The following is a 21,200-nucleotide window of genomic DNA, read 5'->3' on the forward strand; positions in this document are numbered from 1 at the left end:
CGCGGTGGCCGCTCCGCCTCCGCCGCGTCGCCTGCGGCCGGACCGTCCGCCGCGCCCGCTCCCGTCCGGGCGGGACTGCGGCTGCGCGGCCGGCTCGGGGACCTCGATGGTCACGGGCACGCCGGAGGGCTCGCGGGCGCCGGTGATGGTGACCAGTTCCTGGTCGCCCGACTTGACGCGGGCCGTCCGGGGGCGGATGCCCGCGTCCGACATGAGCCGGGTCATGTCCCGCTTCTGCTCGGGCAGGACCAGCGTGACCACGCTGCCGGAACCGCCGGCGCGGGCCGTGCGGCCGCCCCGGTGGAGGTAGTCCTTGTGGTCGGTGGGGGGATCGACGTTCACGACGAGGTCGAGGTCGTCGATGTGTATGCCCCGGGCCGCGACGTTCGTCGCCACCAGTGCGGTGACCCGGCCGGTCTTGAACTGCTCCAGGGTGCGGTTGCGCTGCGGCTGGGAGCGGCCCCCGTGCAGTGCCGCCGCGCGGACCCCCACGGCCAGCAGCCGCTTGGCGAGCCGGTCGGCGGACCTCTTCGTGTCGAGGAAGAGGATGACCCGGCCGTCACGGGCCGCGATGCGCGTGGTGACGGCCTCCTTGTCGGTGCCGTCCAGGACGTGGAGCACGTGGTGCTCCATGGTGGTCACCGCTCCCGCCGACGGGTCCACGGAGTGCACCACGGGGTCGGTCAGGAACCGCTGCACCAGGCGGTCGATGTTGCGGTCCAGGGTGGCCGAGAAGAGCATGCGCTGCCCGTCGGGGCGTACGCGCTGGATCAGCTTGGTGATCTGCGGCAGGAAGCCCATGTCGGTCATCTGGTCGGCTTCGTCCAGCACCGTGATGCGTACGTCCTCGAGCACGCAGTCCCCGCGCTCCACGAGGTCGTTGAGCCGGCCGGGGGTCGCCACGAGCACCTCGGCGCCGCGCCGCAGCGCGCCGGCCTGCTTGGTGATGGACAGCCCGCCGACCACGGTGGTCAGCCGGAGGTTCACGGCCGTCGCGTAGGGGGTCAGCGCGTCCGCCACCTGCTGGGCGAGCTCCCGGGTGGGCACGAGCACGAGGGCGAGGGGTGCCTTGGGCTGCGCGCGCAGTCCGGCGGTGCGGGCCAGCAGCGCCAGCCCGAACGCCAGCGTCTTGCCGGAGCCGGTGCGCCCCCGTCCCAGCAGGTCACGGCCGGCGAGCGAGTTGGGCAGGGTGGCGGCCTGGATGGGGAAGGGGGTGGTGACGCCCTGCGCGGTGAGGGTCTTCAGCAGAGCCGCGGGCATGTCCAGACCGGCGAAGTCCTCGACGGCGGGAAGCGCGGGGGTCGTACTTTCCGGCAGCCGGAACTCCGTCGGCGACGACGCGGACTTCGGGGGCGACGAGGCGCGCCGGTTCGACTTCTGGGGTCTGCGGGACATGCGGTTGTCTGCCTTCCTGGGAACAGCACAAACCGGGGTCCGCACCATGACGGTGCGGGCCCCGGTGAGCGGGTACGTGTCCGGCGATCAGGCGGGAACGATGTTCTCCGCCTGCGGGCCCTTCTGACCCTGCGTGACGTCGAAGGAGACCCGCTGGCCCTCCAGGAGCTCACGGAAGCCCTGGGTGGCGATGTTCGAGTAGTGGGCGAAGACGTCGGGGCCGCCGCCGTCCTGCGCGATGAAGCCGAAACCCTTTTCAGAGTTGAACCACTTCACGGTTCCCTGTGCCATGACTTTCTCCTTCTGGTAGGCAGAGGCCCCATCCGGAGATGCCGGAAAAACAAATAATGCGCCTTTAGGAGACGTTTCCGTCAGGCGCACATGAATTCATGGGTACCACAACTGCAACTTCGATAACCGTAGCACACCCGGGGCCCCGCCCCGCCCGGCCCGGAGCGATGGCCGCGATCACCGCTCCGGGCCGCCGTGTCGGTCGTCCCGGGCGGGAAGGCAACGAACCCCGGGTCACGGACACGGCGAGCCGTCACGGAGGGGCTCCGCCCACCCCCCGGCTCACAGACGGAGGCTCCAGTGGATCTCCTCGTGCGTCCGCTCGTAGCCCAGCTGGTCGTTGACGCGCCGCATGGGTGTGTTGCTCGCCGCGGTGTCGGTCAGCAGGCCCCGCAGGCCCGGGTGCCGCTCCCGGGCCTGCCTGATCGACTCGGCCTTCATCCAGCGGGCCAGGCCGGCTCCGCGGTGGCGGGGCAGCACTCCGGTGCCGTAGTGCTGGGCGTCGCCCGTGCCGCTGCCGGGGACCACCAACTCCGTGAACCCGGCCACCGCGCCGTCCGCCTCGTCCAGGGCCGCGACGGTGTACAGCAGGTCGCCCCGCTTCTCGACGGCGCGCGCCACGGCTCGTACCCGCTCCACGTCCCAAGCGACGGGCTCCTGCTCCATGTCCTCCATCGGCATGTCGTCCATGGCCCGGCGCGAGGACGCGAAGGTCTCCGCGAGATGGTCCGGAACGGTCCCGGTCCACGACTCCAGCCGGTACCCGGGATGCGGGGCCGCGAGGAGCTCCCCGAGGACGGTGGTGTCGACGGCGGCCAGCGGGAGCCGGGCGAAGCGCAGGGTGAGGACTCCGCCGAAGCCGTGCGAGCGCAGGAACGCGGCACCGGGCGACTCGGCCGGGGTCCGGGCCGCCAGTGTGCGTACGCCGTTCCGGCGCGCCGAGGACACGGCGTGCTCCAGGAGCAGGGAGCCGACGGCGCGGCGTCGTTCGGCCGGATGCACCCGGACTTCGAGTTCGGCCCGGGGGGCCGTCCCGGTGTCCGAGGGCAGCCGTAGCAGTGCCGTCCCGAGGGGGACGGCCTCGGAGTCCGAGGCCAGCCAGAGCAGCCGGGGGCCGGACGGCTCGGGTTCGGCGTCGGTCAGCGGGGTGATGACGATCGACAAGGGATCTCCGTCGAAGAGGGAAGGAAGGAGGGGGGATGCGGAACCGTGGGACGAGCACTCCTGCGCATGTGCTGCACACCTCCTGATCCTCGTGACGGGGCGGACCGCCGGGCCCTGGGCGAACCGGGCGAACCATACACGCCCTTCCCGGACGCGCGCCGTTCCCACCGCCGGACCGGGCAACGGCCGGCCGCGATCCGGCCGTTCCGGCGGGGTCGCCCGGGGCATCGCGGCGGGACGCCGGGCCGGCCGGCGGCGCCCTCGGCGGTGCGGGGTCTTCGGGCCGCGGCGCGACTCCGTAATTCGGTGGTGCCCGCCCGGCTGCTGCTCTACGGTTGCACTGCTTCACGCGGCGACCGCTGTTCGCCGCTGTCGGCTCGACGAGGAACGGGAGGTGTGACCGATGGCTGTCTCTGTGACGGGCGCTGTCCGCGACCACAAGATCATCCACTCCACCTCCGTGGCCTCCGGCTGACCTCACCTGTTTCTTTCCGTGTCCGAGTACGCGGTGCCGGGGCCACCCATGTGAAGGGTCACCCCTTGTCTTTCTCTTCTCTTCCGAGTTCGTCTTCGCCTCTTCCGAGTTCGTCTTCGTCGCACCCTCTCGCCGGCTACGGCTGGGACGAGGGCTGGGAGGCCGAGTTCGCCCCTTATGCCGAGCAGGGGCTCCTGCCCGGCCGCGTGGCGCGGGTCGACCGCGGGCAGTGCGACGTCGTCACACCGGCCGGTGTCGTCCGCGCCGACACCGAGTTCGTCGTCCCCCGCGACCCGATGAAGGTCGTGTGCACGGGCGACTGGGTCGCCGTCGACCCGGAGGGCGGCGATCCGCGGTACGTGCGGACGCTGCTGCGCCGCCGTACCGCCTTCGTCCGGTCGACCTCCTCCAAGCGGTCCGAGGGGCAGATCCTCGCGGCCAACGTCGACCACGTCGTGGTCGCCGTGTCGCTCGCGGTCGAACTCGACCTCGGGCGCGTGGAGCGGTTCCTGGCGCTGGCCTGGGAGTCCGGCGCACAGCCCGTGGTCGTGCTCACCAAGGACGACCTGGTGCCGGAACCGGTGACGCTGGCCCATCTCGTCGAGGACGTGGAGACGACCGCGCCCGGGGTGCCCGTCCTCACCGTCAGCGCCCTGCACGGCGGCGGCCTCGACGTGCTCACCGCGCTCGTCGGCGGTGGCACCACCGTGCTGCTCGGGCAGTCCGGCGCCGGCAAGTCCACCCTCGCCAACGCCCTGGTCGGCGAGGACGTCATGGACGTCAGGGCCGCCCGGGACGTCGACGGCAAGGGCCGGCACACCACGACCACCCGCAACCTGCTGCCGCTGCCCTCCGGCGGTGTGCTGATCGACACCCCCGGGCTGCGCGGCGTCGGGCTGTTCGACGCCGAGAGCGGGGTCGGGCAGGTGTTCGCCGAGATCGAGGAACTGGCCGAGCGGTGCCGGTTCCAGGACTGCGCGCACGAGAGCGAGCCCGGCTGCGCGGTGCGCTCCGCGGTGGACGGCGGCGACCTTCCGGTCCGGCGCCTGGAGAGCTACCGCAAGCTGCTGCGGGAGAACCGGTGGATCGTCGCGAAGACGGACGCCCGCCTGCGCGCCGAGATCAGGAAGGACTGGAAACGGAAGGGGGCTCAGGGCCGCGCCGCGATGGAGGCCAAGCGCGGCCGCTGGGCCTAGTGCTGTGACCGGAAGGGTTCACCGGCTCGCGGCGCCCGGCACGGCACCTCGCCGCGTTGTCGCATCACCCGAGTACGTCCGGTACGCGGACGGTGCTCCGCCTTGCGCTGCACCGCACCGGACGCCGCGAGCCTTCCGGCAGACCTTTCCGGTCACAGCACCAGCAACCTCCGTCCGGATCATGCCGGAGCCCACGAGCCCGGCGTGATCCGGACGAGAGGGCTCGGCTGGTCCAGGCCGTTCGCACGCTCCGTCCGGCCGGATCGGACCGAGGGCGGAGAAGGCTCGGCGGCGTCCGCTCCCGTGCGGCCGGGGCGCGGGGAGGCAGACGGCTCTCAGCGCAAGTGCTCCGCACGCGGGCGTGTGCCGCGTCCCCCTGCCACCGGCTGAAGTCGACGGGTACCGGCGGACGTTGCGGTCGCCCTCGCTCTCCTCCAGGCTTCCTCCCGGCGGCTTCGAGACGGGCCGTCGAGGTCAGAGCCATGACAGAGGAGACGACATGCGTGTGCGGCCATTCCCGTTCCTGCTCGCCACGGGAGCCGTGGTCCCGCTGGTCGGTGCCTGCGGGGTCGCAGCCGGGCAGGGATCCCAGAAGGTCACGGACCCGGTCCGCTGCACGGTTACGGTGACCGGCATCCGCGAGGACAAGAGCAGGGTCAACGGCAACCACGTCTACGAACTGCGCTATCGCGTGCACGTCCCCGGCGAACCGGACCACGAGGGCTCGCTGCGCGACGTACTGAACACCATCCAGGTCGCCCAGATCGTCGCGGTGTCCAAGAATTACCCGTGCCAGGTCAGCCGCAGCGATCCGGATCAGGTGCGGATCGACTGGGACGAGCCCCTCACGGCCTCCCCGTCCGCCACGCCCAGGTGACCGCACCGGCGGCGCACCGGGCGACTCGTCCCTGATCCCCGCCCCCGTGCCACCGGCCGCACCGCCGGCCGCGCGGCGTGCGAACGCCGGGAACCGGCCGCACCAGCCCCGCGCCCAGCGCCCCGCGGCAGGCGTCGGCGGCGGCCGGCGCGGGACGTGCGGCGGGCCCGCAGGCCCTCCCACCTGGATGTCCGATTCCCGCCAGACCACCCTCGCGGGGGCGCGTCACACTGGGACACGTGATGGACGAGGACAGCGGGTACGAGGCGGTGCGCAGCCGGGACGGCCGGTTCGACGGGGCGTTCTTCTTCGCCGTCGAGACCACCGGCATCTACTGCCGGCCCAGTTGCCCGGCGGTCACCCCGAAGCGCTCCAACGTACGGTTCTTCCGCACGGCCGCCGCCGCGCAGGGCTCCGGATTCCGGGCCTGCCGGCGGTGCCGGCCGGACGCCGTGCCGGGATCGGCCGAGTGGAACGTCCGCGCGGACGTGGTCGGCCGGGCCATGCGCCTGATCGGCGACGGCGTCGTGGACCGCGAGGGCGTCGCCGGACTGGCCGCCCGGCTCGGCTACAGCGCCCGGCAGGTGCAGCGGCAGCTCACCACCGAACTCGGCGCCGGACCCGTGGCGCTCGCCCGGGCCCAGCGGGCGCACACCGCCCGGACCCTGCTGCGGACCACCGACCTGCCGATCACCGAGATCGCGTTCGCGTCCGGATTCGCCAGCGTGCGCCAGTTCAACGACACCATCCGCCAGGTGTACGACGCCACGCCGACCGGGGTCCGCGCCGCCGCGCCCCGCGGCCGGGGCGCCCGCCGGGCCACTCCGGGCGCGGGCATCCCGCTGCGGCTCGCCCACCGGGGCCCCTACCGGTCCGCCGCCGTCTTCGACCAGCTCGCCCGGGAGGCCGTACCCGGTGTCGAGGAGGTCACCGGCACTCCTGGCGGCCGGACCTACCGGCGTACCCTGCGGCTGCCCCACGGCACCGGGATCGTCGCCGTCGAGGAGCGCTCCCACGGCCCGAGAGCGGGCGGCGGCACACATCCGGGCGGCTGGCTGGAGGCGCGGCTGCACCTCACCGACCCCCGTGACCTGACCACCGCCGTGCAGCGGCTGCGCAGACTGCTCGACCTCGACGCCGACCCGTACGCGGTCGACGGGCGGCTCGCCGCCGACCCCCGGCTCGCCCCGCTGGTGGCCGCCCGGCCCGGCCTGCGCTCACCCGGTGCCGTCGACCCCCTGGAGCCCGCCGTACGGGAGCTCGCCGGGACGGCCGGGGCCGAGCGGCTGGTACAGCGGTACGGCAAGGCGCTGGACGCGCCCTGCGGCAGCCTCACGCACCTCTTCCCGGAGCCCGCCGTGCTCGCCGGGGCCGAGCCCGGCGGCCCGCTCGGCGCGCTGGCCGAGGCCCTCGCCGACGGCGCCGTACGGCTGGACCCGGGCGCCGACCGGGACGAAGCCCAGCGGGCGCTGCTCGCCCTGCCCGGCATGGACCCCGCCGTCGCCGCCGTCCTGCGCGTCCGCGCCCTCGGCGATCCCGACGTGGCCCCGCCCGGCTTCGACGCCCCGGACGCCTGGCGGCCCTGGCGCTCGTACGCCATCCAGCACCTGCGCATCACAGGAGAGTTGACCAAGTGACGGACCTGACCTACTGGACGGCCGTGGACACCCCGGTCGGACGGCTGCTGCTCACCGCGGGCCCGGACGGCGCCCTCACCTCGCTGTCCGTGCCCGGGCAGAAGGGCGGCCGGGCCGTCGAGCCCGGATGGCGGCAGGACCCGGGCCCCTTCCGGGCCGCCGCGGAACAACTGGCCGCCTACTTCGCCGGTGAGCTGAAGGAGTTCCGGCTGCCCCTGCGCGCCCACGGCACCGAGTTCCGGCAGCGGGTGTGGGCCGCCCTCGACACCGTGCCGTACGGCGCCACCACCACCTACGGCGAGATCGCCGCCCGCATCGGCGCGTCCCGCGCCGCCGTCCGCGCCGTCGGCGGCGCGATCGGAGCCAACCCGCTCCTCGTCGTCCGCCCCTGCCACCGTGTCATCGGTGCCGACGGCACCCTGACCGGGTACGCGGGCGGCCTCGACCGGAAGCTCTGGCTGCTCACCCTGGAGAAGGGCCTGCCGGATCCCGCCCCGGCACCGCGCCGGTGAGCGGGTGGCCGCGGCACCGGCGCTCCGGCCGGTGACCGCACCCCCGTCCCCACCCGCGTACCGGCCTGCGCCGAACGGGTGGCTCACCCGGTGCCGCTCCGGCGCCGCGCGTCCGCCCTGTGGCACGGTCGCCTGCGACGGGTCGCGGGAAGGGCGGGCGGTACATGGCCAACGCGGGGCGGGTGCTCGCGGCACTGCTGCTCGCGGTGGTGCCGGGGACGACGGCCCGGGCCGTCGCCGTAACCACCGGGCGCCACTGGACCGGCAGTTGGGAGGCCGCGCCGTCCGGCACCGCCGCCGCGCTGCCCGGCACCGCCTTCCGCAACGTCGTCCACCTCAGCGTCGGCGGCGGTGCCGTGCGGATCCGGCTCAGCAACCGGCTGGGCACCGAGCCCCTGCGGCTGGGCGCGGTCACGGTGGCGCTGCGGCGGGCCGCGGGCCCGGACGCCGTACCCGGTACCGTGCGGACCGCCACCTTCCGGGGCGCGCCGACCGCCACCGTCCAGCCCGGCCGGGACGTGCTCACCGATCCCGTGCCGCTGACCGTGCCGGCCGCCGCCGACCTGCTGGTCACCGTGCTCACACCGGACGACTCCGGGCCCGCGACCTTCCACCGCACCGCCCTGCAGACCAGCTACCTCGCCCCCGGCGGCACCGGCCACGCGGCCGACGAGACCGGCTCCGCCTACACCGAGGCCACCGGCTCCTGGTACTACGTCACCGGCGTCGACGTGCTCGGCACCGCCAAGGGCAGCGTCGTCGCGTTCGGCGACTCGCTCACCGACGGGAACGGCTCCACCCCGGACAGCAACCACCGCTGGCCGGACCGGCTGTTCGCACGGCTGGGGCACCTCGGCGTCCTCAACGCAGGCGTCGCCGGCAACCGCCTGCTGCGCGACGGCACCGGGCCGAGCGCCCTGGCCCGGCTGGACGCCGACGCCCTGGACCGGGCCGGGGCACGGGTCCTGGTCGTGCTGGAGGGCATCAACGACATCAAGGGCACCCCCGTGGCGGACGACCCCGCCGCCTTCGCCACCGCGTACCGTGCCCTCGTCGCCCGCGCCCACGCCCACGGCATCCGGGTCGTCGGCGTCACCCTCACGCCGTACGCGGGGTACGGCGCGTACACGGCGGCCGGTGAGGCCGTGCGGCAGCGGGTCAACGCGTTCATCCGCACCGGCGGTGCCTTCGACGCCGTGGCGGACGCCGACGCCGCCGTGCGCGACCCGGCCCACCCCGAACGCATCCTGCCCGGCTACGACCCCGGCGACCACCTGCACTTCAACGACGCCGGCCTGCGCGTGATCGCCGACACCGTGGCCGGGGCACTCGCCCGCTGACCGGTCAGCCCCACAGCACCGCGCCCAGCCACGCCCCCGCGATCAGCAGACAGGCGAAGAACTCGGCGAGCACACTGGAGCCGCCGGACCGCATCGTGGTGCGCAGCGCGGACACCGCCTCGCCGTGCCCACCGAGCCGCAGCCGCTCGTGCAGGTAGATCCCGGCGACGAAACCCGGCAGCGCGCCCAGCACCGGCAGCAGCACGAAACCGAGGACGGCGCCCGTTCCGGCGTACGCGGCCATGCGGGGCGTGGCACCGCTCGCGCGCAGCCGGCGCGGCGGCAGCGCCCAGCGCACCACCAGCGACAGCAGCAGCACCCCGGTCGCGCCCACCAGCACCGCCCAGGCCACCGGCGCAGGGTCCTGCAGCGCCCACCACAGCACCGCGGCCCACACCAGCCAGGACCCCGGCGCCCCGGGCACCAGTACGCCGCACAGGCCGAGCGCGATCACCACGCCGACCAACAGCAGTTCCCAGGCGCCCATCTGCCAAGCGTGCCCGAGGAGTGAAGTAGCCGCAGGTCAGAGGGAATCGTCGCGGGACACCCAGCCCCGTTCGTAGGCGTGCCAGCCCAGTTGCAGCCGGGTCGTCACGCCGGCCAGCTCCATCAGCCGCTTCACCCGGCGCTGCACGGTCCGCAGGCCCAGGTCGAGCTGTTTGGCCACGCTCGCGTCGGTCAGCCCGGCCAGCAGCAGTGACAGCACCTCCAGGTCGGTCGGGTCCGGCCCGTCCGGCTGCTGCTCGGCCACCCCCGAGGCGGTCAGCCGGAGCGGCAGCGCCTCCCGCCACACCGAGTCGAAGAGACCCGCCAGCAGCTCCAGCAGCCCGCTCGCGTGCACCACCAGGGCGGCCGGCTCCACCGTCCTGGTGGTGAGCGGAACCATCGCGAGCGACCGGTCGGCGATCACCAGCTTCGTCGGCACCCGGTCCGTCACCCGCACGCGCTCGTTCCGGCCCAGCGCCGCCGTCAGCTCGGTCAGCCCGTGCGGCAGGTCCAGCACGTCGCGCTCGACCACCACCCGGTAGCGGACCCCGCGCCCGGCGGCCTGCTCCTCCGCGTCGTTCTCCATCCCGGAGACCACCACCGGGTTGCCGGTGACCAGCGCGCACACCTCCGCGGTGGCGCCGAGCTGCATCTGCAGGAAGCGCTGCGCCACCGCGGAGGCGCCGGTCACCACCTCCACCAGGTCGCGCACCTCCGGCTCGGCCGTCGTGGCCCGGTACTCCTCGGCCAGCAGCACCGCCGTCAGCTCCGCCTTCTCCAGCTCGTGCCGCCGCTGTGTCAGCAGCGCGCCCAGCGCGACCCCGGGCGGCGCCGCCACCCAGCGGCCCGGCCGCGCCGGGGACTGGGCCGCCAGTCCGTGCCGCTCCAGCCGGCGCAGCGCGCGCTCGGTGTCCGCTTCGGCCAGTGACAGCCGGCGCGCCAGATCGGCGACCTCGGCGGCGCCCACGGACACCAGTGCCCGGTACGCGGCCTCGTGGGTCTCGTCCAGGCCTATCGCTGCCAGCATCGAGCCGCGCTCCCCTCTCCTGCGAACAAGCCGTCCACACGGACGCTCCGTGGCGGAAACCGGCCACGGCGCAAACCCGCCGCCGCACATCATCGCCGTACCAGCGGTCACTCTGCCAGGCTGATCAGCGCCGGCGGTCGCCCGGCCGGGCCGGCGGCGCACGGCCGCGGCCCAGGAGCCCCGGGCATGATCCGGCCGGATCCGGCCACCCGGCCGTCGTGACCCGGTCACCCAGAACGTCGCCGGGCGGTCCTCCCGTGGGGGGTGGGACCGCCCGGCGGCCATCCCGCCCTCCCCGTGGGGCGGTTCGGGCCGTCCTGCGCAGTGCCGGGCCACCGCGGACGCCTCCGCCGGAATTTCCGTGTGCCCCGTTTCCATCCGGTCCCCGCGGTGGACAATCAGAGACATGAGCCAGCAGGGGGGCGGGCCCGCCCGTCATGACGACGACTGGTGGGGACAGCTGTACGACGACTCGACCGAGGACACGGGGCCCGCACCGGCCTCCGACTCCCTGGACGACCGCTACACCTCGGCCCGGAACGCGGTACGGGAGCGGTCCGGCGGCAGCGGGATCCCGGACCCGCCCGGGGAACCCGGCGGCCCACCGGCGCCCGCGGAGCCGCCGTCCGTCCGGCCGTCACCGCACCGCCCGCTCCCCGGCCGAGGGTCCCCGGACCGCTCGGTGCCGGCCCGGCGCGTCCCGGCCCCGCCGGAGACGTCCCCGGCCGTGCCCCCCGAGCCCGAGGCGCCCCCGCCCCTCTCCCGTACCGGCCCCGCACCCGCCGCGGCTCCCGCGTCCCCCGCGCCCCCGCCCGCCCTCGACCACGTCGGCTCCGGGCCCCCCACCTACGACCCCGAGCCCACCGCGCTGCCCCTCGCCGATCCGGACGAACTGGCGGCGCAGGTCGCCGACACCGTGCTGGACGGGGCGCAGTACGGGACCTGCACGCTGCGGGCGGTCTCGCTGCGCGGGGACTCCGCGCGGTACCGGGGGGAAACGCGCCGGGACGCGCTGCTGACCGCGCGGTTCGGCAGCGGCGAACAGGCGCTGGTGCTCGTCGCCATGGCGACCGGCGCACGGGCGGCGCCAGGAGCGCACCGGGTGGCGGCGGAGGCGTGCCGGCTGATCGGCCGGGCGGTCGGCCGCAGTCACGGACGGCTCGTCGAGGATCTCCGGGCCGGCCGGCGCGGCGACCTCAAGTCCGGTCTGCAGCGGCTGACCGACCGCGGCCTCGGCAGGCTGCGCGCCGACGCCGCCGAACGGGGCCTGGACCCCGAGGAGCACCACGCCGGCCTGCGCTGCCTGCTGCTGCCCGCCGACCCCGGCTGCCGTACCCGCGTGTTCTTCGGCGTCGGCGAAGGGGGGCTGTTCCGGCTGCGCGACGGCGAGTGGCAGGACATCGAGCCCGCCGTGCCGTCCGGCGATGCCACCGGCGAACCGGTCGTCGGCTTCGGCTCGGTCCCCGCCGAGACACCCGAGGGCGACCGGCTCACCATGGACTTCGGCATCCCGGTCCCGCCGAGCCCGTTCGAGCCCGCCCCCGAGCCGCCCCGTGCCCCCTTCCGCTTCCGCGCCTCGGTAGCCCGCCCGGGTGACGTGCTGGTGATGGCGACCGGCGGGCTCGCCGAACCGCTGCGCGGCGAGCCCGCGCTCTGCGCCTATCTCGCCCGCCGCTGGTCCGGCCCCACCCCGCCCGGCCTCGCCGCGTTCCTCGCGGACGCCCAGGTGCGGGTGAAGGGCTACGCCGACGACCGTACGGCGGTGGCCGTATGGGAGGCGCAACCGCCGGCCCTGTGACTTGATGGACCGGGAGGGCGTATCCCGGGACAGCGAAGGGGCAGACGACAGCCATGGCCAAACAGAACGTCGCCGAGCAGTTCGTCGACATCCTCGTCCGGGCCGGAGTGCGCCGCCTCTACGGCGTCGTCGGTGACAGCCTGAACCCGGTCGTGGACGCGGTGCGCCGGAACTCCGCCGTGGACTGGATCCACGTGCGCCACGAGGAGACGGCGGCCTTCGCGGCGGGAGCCGAGGCCCAGATCACCGGCCGGCTGGCGGCCTGCGCGGGCTCCTGCGGTCCGGGCAACCTGCACCTCATCAACGGCCTGTACGACGCACACCGTTCCATGGCGCCGGTGCTCGCGCTGGCCTCGCACATCCCCTCCGGCGAGATCGGCCTCGGCTACTTCCAGGAGACCCACCCGGACCGGCTCTTCCAGGAGTGCAGCCACTACAGCGAGCTGATCTCCAGCCCCAAGCAGATGCCCCGGCTGCTGCAGACCGCCATCCAGCACGCCGTCGGGCAGCGGGGCGTGAGCGTGGTCTCCCTGCCCGGGGACATCGCCGACGAACCCGCCCCGGAACGCGCCGCCGAGAGTGCCCTCGTCACCTCCCGGCCCACGATCCGCCCCGGCGACGCGGAGCTCGACCAGCTCGTGGACATGATCAACGAGGCCGGCAAGGTCACCCTCTTCTGCGGCAGCGGCACGGCCGGCGCGCACGCCGAGGTGATGGCCTTCGCCCGGAAGATCAAGTCCCCGGTCGGGCACGCCCTCAGGGGCAAGGAGTTCATCCAGTACGACAACCCGTTCGACGTCGGTATGAGCGGACTGCTCGGCTACGGCGCCGCCTACGAGGCCACGCACGAGTGCGACCTGCTGATCCTGCTGGGCACCGACTTCCCGTACAACGCCTTCCTGCCGACCGATGTGAAGATCGCCCAGGTCGACGTGCGGCCCGAGGTTCTGGGCCGGCGCTCCCGGCTCGACCTCGCCGTGTGGGGCGACGTGCGCGAGACGCTGCGCTGTCTGGTCCCGCGGGTGAAGGAGAAGACGAACCGGCGCTTCCTCGACCGGATGCTGAGGAAGCACGCCGACGCGCTGGAGGGCGTGGTCAAGGCCTACACCCGCAAGGTCGACCGGCACGTCCCGATCCACCCCGAGTACGTGGCCGCCGTTCTCGACGAAGTCGCCTCCGAGGACGCGGTGTTCACCGTCGACACGGGCATGTGCAACGTGTGGGCCGCGCGCTACGTCTCCCCCAACGGCCGCCGCCGGATCATCGGTTCCTTCTCGCACGGCTCGATGGCGAACGCGCTGCCGATGGCGATCGGCGCCCAGTTCACCGACCGGCGCCGGCAGGTGGTCTCCATGTCGGGGGACGGCGGGTTCGCCATGCTGATGGGCGACTTCCTGACGCTCGTGCAGTACGACCTGCCGGTGAAGGTGGTGCTGTTCGACAACTCCGCGCTCAGCATGGTCGAGCTGGAGATGCTCGTCGCCGGCCTGCCCTCGTACGGCACCGCCAACACCAACCCCGACTTCGCCGCCGTCGCCCGGGCCTGCGGTGCCTACGGGGTGCGGGTGGAGAAGCCCAAGCAGCTCGCCGGGGCGCTCAAGGACGCCTTCCGGCACAAGGGGCCGGCACTGGTGGACATCGTCACCGACCCCAACGCCCTGTCCATCCCCCCGAAGATCAGCGCCGAGATGGTCACCGGGTTCGCGCTGTCCGCATCGAAGATGGTGCTGGACGGCGGGGTCGGTCGCATGGTCCAGATGGCCCGCTCCAATCTGCGCAACGTCCCCCGGCCCTGAGACACCGCCGGACAACGGTGCTTTCCGGCCACTTTCACCGCCCGTGACAGTGGACCCTCCCACTGTGCCGGACGTCCCGATCCGTCCGTCCTGGGGCGCCCGGGGCACCGTACGGGGGTCCTTCCGGGCGATCCAAGATCGCCGCGGTCTCCGGAACCGCGTGCGAACGGCGGACGGGCGTGGCCGAACACACGGTCGTCGGCCGGACCCCAGGACTGCCCGCAGGCGCTCGGGGAATGGATCCCCGTGAACGTGTTCGACCAGGAGGGGCAGGGCCGGAAACGTGCGGGCGGGGGCCATGAACAGGCATGCGCGAGGGGGCGGTCCCGTGACCATCGGGGCCTCCTCGGCTCAAGCGGGGGACGAGACCGACACCATCACCGAACGCGAGTGGCACCAGCAGCGGCTCAGACGCAGGCTGGGGCGGGCCGACCTCAGGGCGGTGCCGGAGGCGCGCCGGGAACTCCGCGACCTGCTGCGGCACTGGGGCAGGCCGGGCCGCTCGGAGATAGCCGAACTGCTCACCAGCGAACTCGTCACCAACGCGCTCGTGCACACCGACCGCGACGCCGTACTGACCGCCGTCGTCTCGGCCGGCGGCGGACTCCGTGTGGAGGTGAGGGACTTCGTGGCCCGCGTACCGCTGCCGCGGACACCGGTCACGGACGAGGACACCAACGGCCGGGGGCTGGTCCTGGTGGAGTCCCTCGCGGACTCCTGGGGCGTACGACCGCACGAGGCGGGCAAGTCGGTGTGGTTCGAACTCGGCGCCGAGGCGGCCTGAGCCGGGCCGGACACGGACACGGGACGGGGCGTGACCCGTGCGGTCACGCCCCGTCCCGTGATGAGCCCCGAGCCCCGAACCAGCCCTGGTGCTGCGACCGGAAGGGTTCACCGGCTCGCGGCGCCCGGCACGGCACCACGCCGCGTCGTCGCATCACCCGAGTACGTCCGGTACGCGGGCGATGCTCCGCCTTGCGCCGCACCGCACCGGACGCCGCGAGCCTTCCGGCAAACCCTTCCGGTCACAGCACTAGCCGAACTGCTGTTCCAGGTCCTTCAGCTTGCGCTCCAGGGAGTCCAGACGCGGCAGGGCCATCGTGTCGTCCTCCGCCGTGAGGTCGACGGTGATCGCCTCAGTGCCCTTGCGGACCGGCTGAAGGGAGGGCCGAGAGCGGACGGGCAGCGGCTCCGGCGCCGGTATGGCAGGCTCCGCGGTGGCCGGCGCGGGGCCGCGCTCCACCGCCTGCACCTCCACCTGACGGCCGCCGCCGCGTCCGGCGAAGCCGCGGTGACCCCTGCTGATCGCACGCAGTTGGGCGCGCTCCACCCGCTGCTGGTCACGCCGGCGCCGGCGCGCCTCGTCCTTCTGCCGCTTGTCGTCGCGGACCTCCTCGACCGCCTCGTCCAGGCTGCGCACGCCCTCCAGGAGCATGAGGGACCACGCCCCGTAGGTCTCGCGCGGCGCCCTGAGCCAGCGGACGATACGGATCTGCGGCAGCGGGCGGGGCACCAGGCCCTGCTCGCGCAGCGCGGCACGACGGGTCTGCTTCAGCGCCCGGTCGAACAGTACGGCCGCCGACAGGGACATGCCGGAGAAGAACTGCGGGGCGCCCGCGTGGCCGATGCCGCGGGGCGCGTGCACCCAGTTGAACCACGCCGCCGCCGCGGCGAACAGCCACACCAGTATCCGGGAGCCCAGGGCCGCGTCACCGTGGCTGGCCTCGCGCACCGCGAGGACGGAGCAGAACATCGCCGCGCCGTCCAGGCCGAACGGCACCAGGTACTGCCAGCCGTCGGTCAGCCCGAGGTTCTGCTCGCCGAAGCCGACCAGCCCGTGGAAGGAGAGGGCGGCCGCGACCGCGGCGCAGCAGAACAGCAGCACGTAGGAGGCCGTGCCGTAGATGGCCTCCTTGCGCCTGCGGCGCTCCTCGCTGCGCTCCCACGAGTCGTCCGCACTCGCGTTCTCCCCGGAGGAGCGCTTACCGCGCGCGAGTACCGCCACCGCCGCCAGCATGCCCAGGAGCAGCACGGCGCCCGGAAGCAGCCAGTTCAGCGATATGTCGGTCAGTCTCATAGGGGTCCCTTGCATTGGGATAGGGCGTGACGCCCGCCATAGTGGCCCACTCCGGACGGCCCTCAGGGGGTTTCGGGGCAAGAGGCCGCCAACGAGGTGCAAGGGGATGCGCAGGGCGACGTTCTGCTCGAACTACCGCGTGAGGGGCGGGAGTTGAGTTCGAATAAGACTACCCGTACGGATGGTTCCCCGGAAAGTTCCCGATACGGGTGGGGAAGTTGTGCATCATCTGTCCGTGACCGGTGGCCCGAACGTGGTGATCCTAGTCGACTCGGTGGGTGCCGTTCGCCTCTGAGGGACCCTCAGGCCGCGATGTGGGCCCCGAGTTCGGCGAACCGGTCGCGTTCGCGGGCGCGCGGACAGGTGACGCAGGCGTCCGCCACGCGCATCCCGGCCCGCAGCGCCTCCTCCGGTACGGAGGCCGCGCCGGGCGGCACGGCCGCCGTACCGCCAGGCAGGCAGGTCGAGGTGGCGGGGCGGACGGCCGCCCGGCCGGTCGCCCGGTGGCGCGACACCGCCGCCACGCGCGTTCCGGGGCGTCCGGCGGCGCGGGAACCACGGGACGGTGACGAGTGGGCCGGCCAGGCGCGGTGGTGCGGTCCGAAGCTCGCGGCGACGTCCGGGCGGCCCTGCCGGTCGTGGCCGCGCGGCACCTGCGCCTCCTCTCGGGCGCGGAGGCGTCGAGCCGGTCCCCGCGCGGCACCTGCGCCTCCTCCCGGGCGCGGAGGCGTCGAGCCGGTCCCCGCGCGCGGCGAGCCCGGCAGTGCCGACGGGGCCCCCGGCAGCGCCCGCGCCGGTCACGGCTCGATGACCGCCGGCCCCGGGGTGGACGGCGGTGAGGCGGGCGTACGTGGCGGTGAGCGGCGCGGCGGTGGCGGGCGCGGCGAGGGCGGGCGCGGCGAGGGCGCCGAGCACTGATCGCGGGCCGAATGCAAAGGTAAGGCTTACCTTGCTCATTCTTCGGGGAGTTTGAAGAGCCGCCCCATGCGCCTATGGTGCTTGACGGACAAGCGACAAGCCGCCGTAATGACCCCAAGTGCCGACAAGCCGGAGGAGGCCCCGTGAAGCAGGGTTTGCAGGGCTCCGCCGACCCGTTCGGCGCGGCCCGGGCCCCGGCGCGGGAGCGCGCCGCCGAGCCGGCCGGGCCGCGGGACGCCGGCCTGCCCGGGGCGCGGGGCGAGCACACCCACGCCGAGCGGCCGATCCCGCGGCCCAGGGCGGCCGTGCGGCGCTCCTCGGTGCGCGGGCAGATCCTCGACGCGCTGCGGACGGCCCTGGCGGCGGGCGAGCTGGAACCGGGCGAGGTCTACTCGGCGCCCGCCCTCGGCGAGCGCTTCGGGGTGTCGGCGACACCGGTGCGCGAGGCCATGCAGCAGCTCACCCTCGAAGGCGCCGTCGAGGTGGTGCCCAACCGCGGTTTCCGGGTCATGGAGTGGGGCGCCCGGGAGCGGGCCGAGCTGGCCGAGGTAAGGGCGCTGCTGGAGGTGCCGGTGATGCTGCGGCTGGCCCGCACGGTGCCCGCCGACCGCTGGGCCGAGCTGCGGCCGCTGGCCGAGGACACGGTGCGCGCCGCGTCCTCCGGCTGCCCGGCGACGTACGCGGCGTCCGACCGCGCCTTCCACCGGGCGGTGCTGTCCCTCGCGGACAACGCCCAGCTCGTGCGGACGGCGGAGGACCTCCACCGGCGCTCCCAGCGGTCGCTGGTCGGCGGCCCGGTCCGGCCGGGCCGCACCGACCTCGCGGCCGACGCCGCCGAGCACACGGCCCTGCTGGACGCGCTGATCGCCCACGACCTCGACGTGGTGCGGGACCTGGTCGGCGACCACTTCGCGGGGGCCGCCTGACCCCGGGCGGACGCCTGACGGGCGCCCACGGCCGTGGGCGCCCCGGGCCACGGTCAGGATCCGTCCGGCTCGCCGTGCGCGCTCTTGGAGTAGGCGTCGTGCCACGCGGCCTTCGCGCCGGAGTCGCCGATGCGGTACACGTCCACCACGGCTCCGGCCGCCACCGCCAGGGACAGCACCGCCACGACGATGCGCAGCGGCAGCGAGGCGAGCCGGGCGGGCCGCGCCGCGCCGCCGTCCCGGCCCTCACCCCTCGGGCCCCGTGCCGACCACCACACGACCGCCGCGAGGACGAACAGGCCCAGCGCCCACGGCAGCAGCCCGTCGCCCAGCTCGGTGTGCCGGCGCACCAGCGGGTCGTCGTCGACGTGCCGCTCCAGCCACTCACCGGCCTCGGTGGTCAGCGGCACGGCGGCCAGGGCGACCAGGGCCAGCGAGGGCAGCAGCACGCCCAGCCGCCGGGCGGCCCGCGGCCACACCGCGCCGGCCACCAGGGCCAGCGCGGTGAGGGGTATCAGCACGACGACTACGTGGACCAGCAGGACGTGGGCCGGCAGGCCGTTGACCAGACTCATCGAGTACTCCTGAGGGGGTCGGGGCGCGCCACACTGGCACAGCAACCTCTCAGTCGGCTCTGAGGCCGCCCTCAGGCGGTCGCGGCGCCCGGCGCCGGCGGAGCCAACTGCCGGGCCAGCCAGGTCGGGACGCCGCCCAGCAGCCGGAACAGCCGCCCGGCCTCCTCCCGCAGCCGTGCGGCCTCCGGCTCCGACTCCGCGTCCGCCAGGGAGGCCAGCGCGGGGGCCGTGCCCACCAGGTATCCCAACTCCTCGCGGATTCGCAGCGACTCGGCGAAGCCGTGCCGGGCTTCCGCCAACTCCCCGTCGCGCAGGGCGAGTCCGGCCAGGTGGCGCCAGGTGAAGGACAGCAGCAGGGGATCGGCGTACGCCGTGGCGCCCGCGTGGGCACGGCGGTAGGCGGCACGCGCCGCCTGCGGCGAGTCGGCGAGGTTCTCCGCCAGCAGCCCTCGCCGGAAGTCCAGCAGTGCCCGTCCCACGGCACCGGGCGGGATCAGCGCGGCCGCCCGCCCGAGCGCGGCCCGAGCCTCGTCGGCCCGGTCCCGTACGCCGTGCAGCGTGGCCGCGTAGGCGAGCTGGCCGCGTTCGCAGGCGGCCGCCCCGCGCTCCTCGTCGGTGTGCGCCTGCGCCTCCGCCGTGCGCAGCGCGTCCTCCGCCTCAGCCCAGCCCCGTTCGGTGTACAGGCACCGTTCGACCAGCAGCGCGGCCCGTTGCAGGGTCGTGGCCGGGGTGTCCGCCGGCAGCATGGCCGCCGCGTCGGCCCAGCAGGCCCGCGAGCGCAACCGCCACACCGCGGTCTGGAGAGGATCGTCACCGGCGGTCGTTCCGTTACCAGACATGGCGGAGTACGCCACGTTGCCCTCCCCGAGCACGCCGTCGAGCTGTTGAGTGGTGGCGGCATTCCAGCACCAATCATGGGGCTGGGCCAAGGGGATGGGTGAAAGAATTCACAAAGTCGGGCGACCTTGGCGTGACTTGGCCGGGTCGTGTCGCGCCGCTGTCGTCCTCAGCTCATCCGCAGCGCGAGGAAGAAGTCCAGCTTGTCCTCCAGGCGCGACAGGTCCCGGCCCGTCAACTGCTCGATCCGCCCGACCCGGTAGCGCAGTGTGTTGACGTGCAGGTGGAGCCGGGTGGCGCAGCGGGTCCAGGAGCCGTCGCAGTCGAGGAACGCCTCCAGGGTCGGGATCAGTTCGGCGCGGTGGCGGCGGTCGTACTCGGTCAGCGGGTCCAGCAGACGCGCCGTGAAGGCGCGGCGGACGTCGTCCGGGACGAACGGCAGCAGCAGCACGTGCGAGGCCAGCTCCTGGTGGCCGGCCGCGCAGACCCGGCCCGGGCGGGCCGCGGCGACCCGGCGGGCGTGCCGGGCCTCCTCCAGCGCGCCGCGCAGGCCCTCCGCCGAGTGCACGGCGGCGCTGACCCCGAGGGTCAGCCGCCCGTCGTCGGCGAGGCCCGCCGACAGCGGCTCCCGCACGGCCCGCAGCAGCGCGTCGGCGAGCAGACCGGTCTCGGAGCCGTCCTGGTCGGCGGAGACCGCCGGCAGCGGCACCAGGGCGATCGCCTCGTCCCCGGCGTGGGCGACGGCGATCCGGTCCGAGGGTTCGGGGCCGGTGGCCAGCGGGTCGACCAGGACCTCCTCCAGCAGTGACTGGGCGACCGGGCCGCCCTCCACCGCCGCGCCGTCCCACTCGACCCGGGCCACGACCACCTGCCAGTGCGGGGCCGCGCCGAGCCCGGGCAGCAGCACCGGCGCGGCCACTCTCAGCCGCGCGGCGATCTCGGCGGGCGCGGCACCGGTCTGCACCAGCTCCAGCACCTCCTGCGCGAGCCGGCGCCGCACCGTGCGCGCCGCGTCCCGCCGGTCGCGCTCGACGGCGATGAGCTGGGTGACGCCCTGGAGCAGGTCGAGGCGCTCCTCCGGCCAGTCCCCGGCGTCCGCCTCGACCGCGAGCAGCCAGTCCGACAGGACCGTCTCACGCATGTCGCGGACGGCCTGCGGGGAGCGCCCGGAGGAGCGGACGGGGAAGAGCGAGAACGTGCTGCCGTCCAGCGGCACCCGGTGCGGTCCGCGCCGGCCGGAGCGGGTGGCGGCCAGGTGCTCGGCGGCCAGCCGCGCGCAGGTCTCGGCCGGCAGCACCGGGCCGGCGACCTTCGAGCCGGCGATCAGCCGTCCGGTGGGGGAGAGCACCCAGGCGCGCAGGTCGAGGTCGGTGCCGAGCAGGTCCAGGACCACGTCGGGGCCGCCGCCCGCCGGGCCCGAGGTCATCATCCGCCGGTGCCGGTCGACCACGGCCGCGAGGTCACCGGCCCGCTCCCCGGAGACCTGCCGCACCACGTGCTCGGTGACCGTCGCGAACGCCACCGACTCGTGCACCGCGAACAGCGGCAGCCGGTGCTTCGCGCAGGCCGCCACCAGGTCGTCCGGTACGTCGCCCAGCTCGGCCTCGCCGGCCGCCAGCGCCGCCACCCCGGCCTGCACCAGGATCCGTACGAACGGCTCGGAGTCCCCGGCGTCCCGGCGCCAGGCCAGACCGGTCAGCACCAGCTCGCCCCCGGAGAGGTAGCGGCTCGGATCGCGCAGGTCGGTGGTCATGACCCCGCGCACGGAGCGGTCCAGCTCGTCCTCGCCGCCGAGCAGCCGCAGCCCCAGCGCATCGGTGTCCAGCAGTGCGCGCAGCCGCATGTCGTCGCCGCCGTTCTGTGTCTCGAAATC

The 21,200-nt window shown here is 74.6% G+C and carries 19 protein-coding genes; 9 read left to right on the forward strand and 10 right to left on the reverse strand.

The window, feature by feature from the left end:
• The 3 genes from MXD57_RS18365 to MXD57_RS18375 all read right to left on the reverse strand — a co-directional run.
• The coding region (locus MXD57_RS18365; RefSeq protein ID WP_250402558.1) for a DEAD/DEAH box helicase at positions 1-1,395 on the reverse strand (1,395 nt) is incomplete at its 3' end.
• Between the two features lie 87 nt (positions 1,396-1,482).
• The gene (locus MXD57_RS18370) at positions 1,483-1,686 is read right to left on the reverse strand and encodes a cold-shock protein (protein WP_250402559.1); all 204 of its coding nucleotides are present in this window, start codon (positions 1,684-1,686) and stop codon (positions 1,483-1,485) included.
• 282 nt (positions 1,687-1,968) lie between these two features.
• Positions 1,969-2,850: a GNAT family N-acetyltransferase gene (locus MXD57_RS18375; RefSeq protein ID WP_250402566.1), complete on the reverse strand. Its 882-nt coding sequence runs from the start codon at positions 2,848-2,850 to the stop codon at positions 1,969-1,971.
• 540 nt (positions 2,851-3,390) lie between these two features.
• Between MXD57_RS18375 and rsgA the strand changes: the two genes are divergently transcribed.
• The 5 genes from rsgA to MXD57_RS18400 all read left to right on the forward strand — a co-directional run bounded on the left by rsgA (position 3,391) and on the right by MXD57_RS18400 (position 8,887).
• The gene (rsgA, locus tag MXD57_RS18380; protein WP_250402569.1) at positions 3,391-4,521 is read left to right on the forward strand and encodes a ribosome small subunit-dependent GTPase A; all 1,131 of its coding nucleotides are present in this window, start codon (positions 3,391-3,393) and stop codon (positions 4,519-4,521) included.
• Between the two features lie 499 nt (positions 4,522-5,020).
• Positions 5,021-5,398, forward strand: coding sequence for a hypothetical protein (locus tag MXD57_RS18385; protein ID WP_250402572.1), 378 nt, complete (start codon positions 5,021-5,023; stop codon positions 5,396-5,398).
• 242 nt (positions 5,399-5,640) lie between these two features.
• Positions 5,641-7,035, forward strand: a complete 1,395-nt coding sequence (locus MXD57_RS18390; RefSeq protein WP_250402690.1) for a bifunctional transcriptional activator/DNA repair enzyme AdaA — start codon at positions 5,641-5,643, stop codon at positions 7,033-7,035.
• Positions 7,032-7,547 carry a methylated-DNA--[protein]-cysteine S-methyltransferase gene (locus tag MXD57_RS18395; protein ID WP_308290823.1) on the forward strand — a complete coding sequence of 172 codons (516 nt, stop codon included), beginning with the start codon at positions 7,032-7,034 and terminating at the stop codon, positions 7,545-7,547. Before MXD57_RS18390 ends, MXD57_RS18395 begins: the two co-directional genes overlap by 4 nt.
• Before the next feature lie 164 nt (positions 7,548-7,711).
• Entirely contained in the window at positions 7,712-8,887 is a 1,176-nt protein-coding gene (locus MXD57_RS18400; RefSeq protein ID WP_250402573.1) for a GDSL-type esterase/lipase family protein, read from the forward strand.
• A 4-nt stretch (positions 8,888-8,891) separates the two neighbouring features.
• Here MXD57_RS18400 and MXD57_RS18405 read toward each other — a convergent pair whose 3' ends face one another.
• The gene (locus MXD57_RS18405; protein ID WP_250402574.1) at positions 8,892-9,374 is read right to left on the reverse strand and encodes a DUF456 domain-containing protein; all 483 of its coding nucleotides are present in this window, start codon (positions 9,372-9,374) and stop codon (positions 8,892-8,894) included.
• Between the two features lie 36 nt (positions 9,375-9,410).
• Positions 9,411-10,400: a helix-turn-helix transcriptional regulator gene (locus tag MXD57_RS18410; protein ID WP_250402575.1), complete on the reverse strand. Its 990-nt coding sequence runs from the start codon at positions 10,398-10,400 to the stop codon at positions 9,411-9,413.
• 406 nt (positions 10,401-10,806) lie between these two features.
• Here MXD57_RS18410 and MXD57_RS18415 point away from each other — a divergent pair, with 406 nt between their 5' ends.
• From MXD57_RS18415 to MXD57_RS18425, 3 genes are all read left to right on the forward strand, one after another.
• Positions 10,807-12,198, forward strand: a complete 1,392-nt coding sequence (locus tag MXD57_RS18415; RefSeq protein WP_250402576.1) for a protein phosphatase 2C domain-containing protein — start codon at positions 10,807-10,809, stop codon at positions 12,196-12,198.
• A 53-nt stretch (positions 12,199-12,251) separates the two neighbouring features.
• Positions 12,252-13,994, forward strand: coding sequence for a pyruvate dehydrogenase (locus tag MXD57_RS18420; RefSeq protein WP_250402580.1), 1,743 nt, complete (start codon positions 12,252-12,254; stop codon positions 13,992-13,994).
• Between the two features lie 328 nt (positions 13,995-14,322).
• Complete coding sequence (locus MXD57_RS18425) at positions 14,323-14,778, forward strand: ATP-binding protein (RefSeq protein WP_250402581.1); 456 nt, start codon at positions 14,323-14,325, stop codon at positions 14,776-14,778.
• Positions 14,779-15,027: 249 nt separating this feature from the next.
• Here the strand turns inward: MXD57_RS18425 and MXD57_RS18430 are convergent, their stop codons facing one another.
• Together MXD57_RS18430 and MXD57_RS18435 are read right to left on the reverse strand one after the other, a co-directional pair.
• Entirely contained in the window at positions 15,028-16,071 is a 1,044-nt protein-coding gene (locus MXD57_RS18430) for a DUF2637 domain-containing protein (protein WP_250402583.1), read from the reverse strand.
• Between the two features lie 302 nt (positions 16,072-16,373).
• Positions 16,374-16,724: a hypothetical protein gene (locus MXD57_RS18435; RefSeq protein ID WP_250402585.1), complete on the reverse strand. Its 351-nt coding sequence runs from the start codon at positions 16,722-16,724 to the stop codon at positions 16,374-16,376.
• A gap of 408 nt (positions 16,725-17,132) precedes the next feature.
• On the opposite strand from MXD57_RS18435, the gene MXD57_RS18440 reads away from it, so the two are divergent.
• On the forward strand, positions 17,133-17,915 hold the full coding sequence (locus MXD57_RS18440) for a GntR family transcriptional regulator (RefSeq protein WP_250402592.1): 783 nt from the start codon (positions 17,133-17,135) through the stop codon (positions 17,913-17,915).
• Between the two features lie 53 nt (positions 17,916-17,968).
• Here MXD57_RS18440 and MXD57_RS18445 read toward each other — a convergent pair whose 3' ends face one another.
• From MXD57_RS18445 to MXD57_RS18455, 3 genes are all read right to left on the reverse strand, one after another.
• Entirely contained in the window at positions 17,969-18,490 is a 522-nt protein-coding gene (locus tag MXD57_RS18445) for a DUF2231 domain-containing protein (protein ID WP_250402593.1), read from the reverse strand.
• A 71-nt stretch (positions 18,491-18,561) separates the two neighbouring features.
• Complete coding sequence (locus MXD57_RS18450; protein ID WP_250402692.1) at positions 18,562-19,329, reverse strand: hypothetical protein; 768 nt, start codon at positions 19,327-19,329, stop codon at positions 18,562-18,564.
• Positions 19,330-19,496: 167 nt separating this feature from the next.
• Positions 19,497-21,170, reverse strand: a complete 1,674-nt coding sequence (locus MXD57_RS18455; protein WP_250402601.1) for a PucR family transcriptional regulator — start codon at positions 21,168-21,170, stop codon at positions 19,497-19,499.
• Positions 21,171-21,200: the final 30 nt, after the last annotated feature.

Source organism: Streptomyces cellostaticus, assembly GCF_023630175.1.
Taxonomy (GTDB): Bacteria; Actinomycetota; Actinomycetes; order Streptomycetales; family Streptomycetaceae; genus Streptomyces; species Streptomyces cellostaticus_A.

Bases quoted from the DNA above. Each gene is read 5' to 3' on its own strand.
- MXD57_RS18370 (WP_250402559.1), bottom strand. From the start codon at position 1,686: ATGGCACAGGGAACCGTGAAGTGGTTCAACTCTGAAAAGGGTTTCGGC.
- MXD57_RS18385 (WP_250402572.1), top strand. From the start codon at position 5,021: ATGCGTGTGCGGCCATTCCCGTTCCTGCTCGCCACGGGAGCCGTGGTC.
- MXD57_RS18390 (WP_250402690.1), top strand. From the start codon at position 5,641: ATGGACGAGGACAGCGGGTACGAGGCGGTGCGCAGCCGGGACGGCCGG.
- MXD57_RS18400 (WP_250402573.1), top strand. From the start codon at position 7,712: ATGGCCAACGCGGGGCGGGTGCTCGCGGCACTGCTGCTCGCGGTGGTG.
- MXD57_RS18405 (WP_250402574.1), bottom strand. From the start codon at position 9,374: ATGGGCGCCTGGGAACTGCTGTTGGTCGGCGTGGTGATCGCGCTCGGC.
- MXD57_RS18410 (WP_250402575.1), bottom strand. From the start codon at position 10,400: ATGCTGGCAGCGATAGGCCTGGACGAGACCCACGAGGCCGCGTACCGG.
- MXD57_RS18415 (WP_250402576.1), top strand. From the start codon at position 10,807: ATGAGCCAGCAGGGGGGCGGGCCCGCCCGTCATGACGACGACTGGTGG.
- MXD57_RS18420 (WP_250402580.1), top strand. From the start codon at position 12,252: ATGGCCAAACAGAACGTCGCCGAGCAGTTCGTCGACATCCTCGTCCGG.
- MXD57_RS18430 (WP_250402583.1), bottom strand. From the start codon at position 16,071: ATGAGACTGACCGACATATCGCTGAACTGGCTGCTTCCGGGCGCCGTG.
- MXD57_RS18445 (WP_250402593.1), bottom strand. From the start codon at position 18,490: ATGAGTCTGGTCAACGGCCTGCCGGCCCACGTCCTGCTGGTCCACGTA.
- MXD57_RS18450 (WP_250402692.1), bottom strand. From the start codon at position 19,329: ATGTCTGGTAACGGAACGACCGCCGGTGACGATCCTCTCCAGACCGCG.
- MXD57_RS18455 (WP_250402601.1), bottom strand. From the start codon at position 21,170: ATGCGGCTGCGCGCACTGCTGGACACCGATGCGCTGGGGCTGCGGCTG.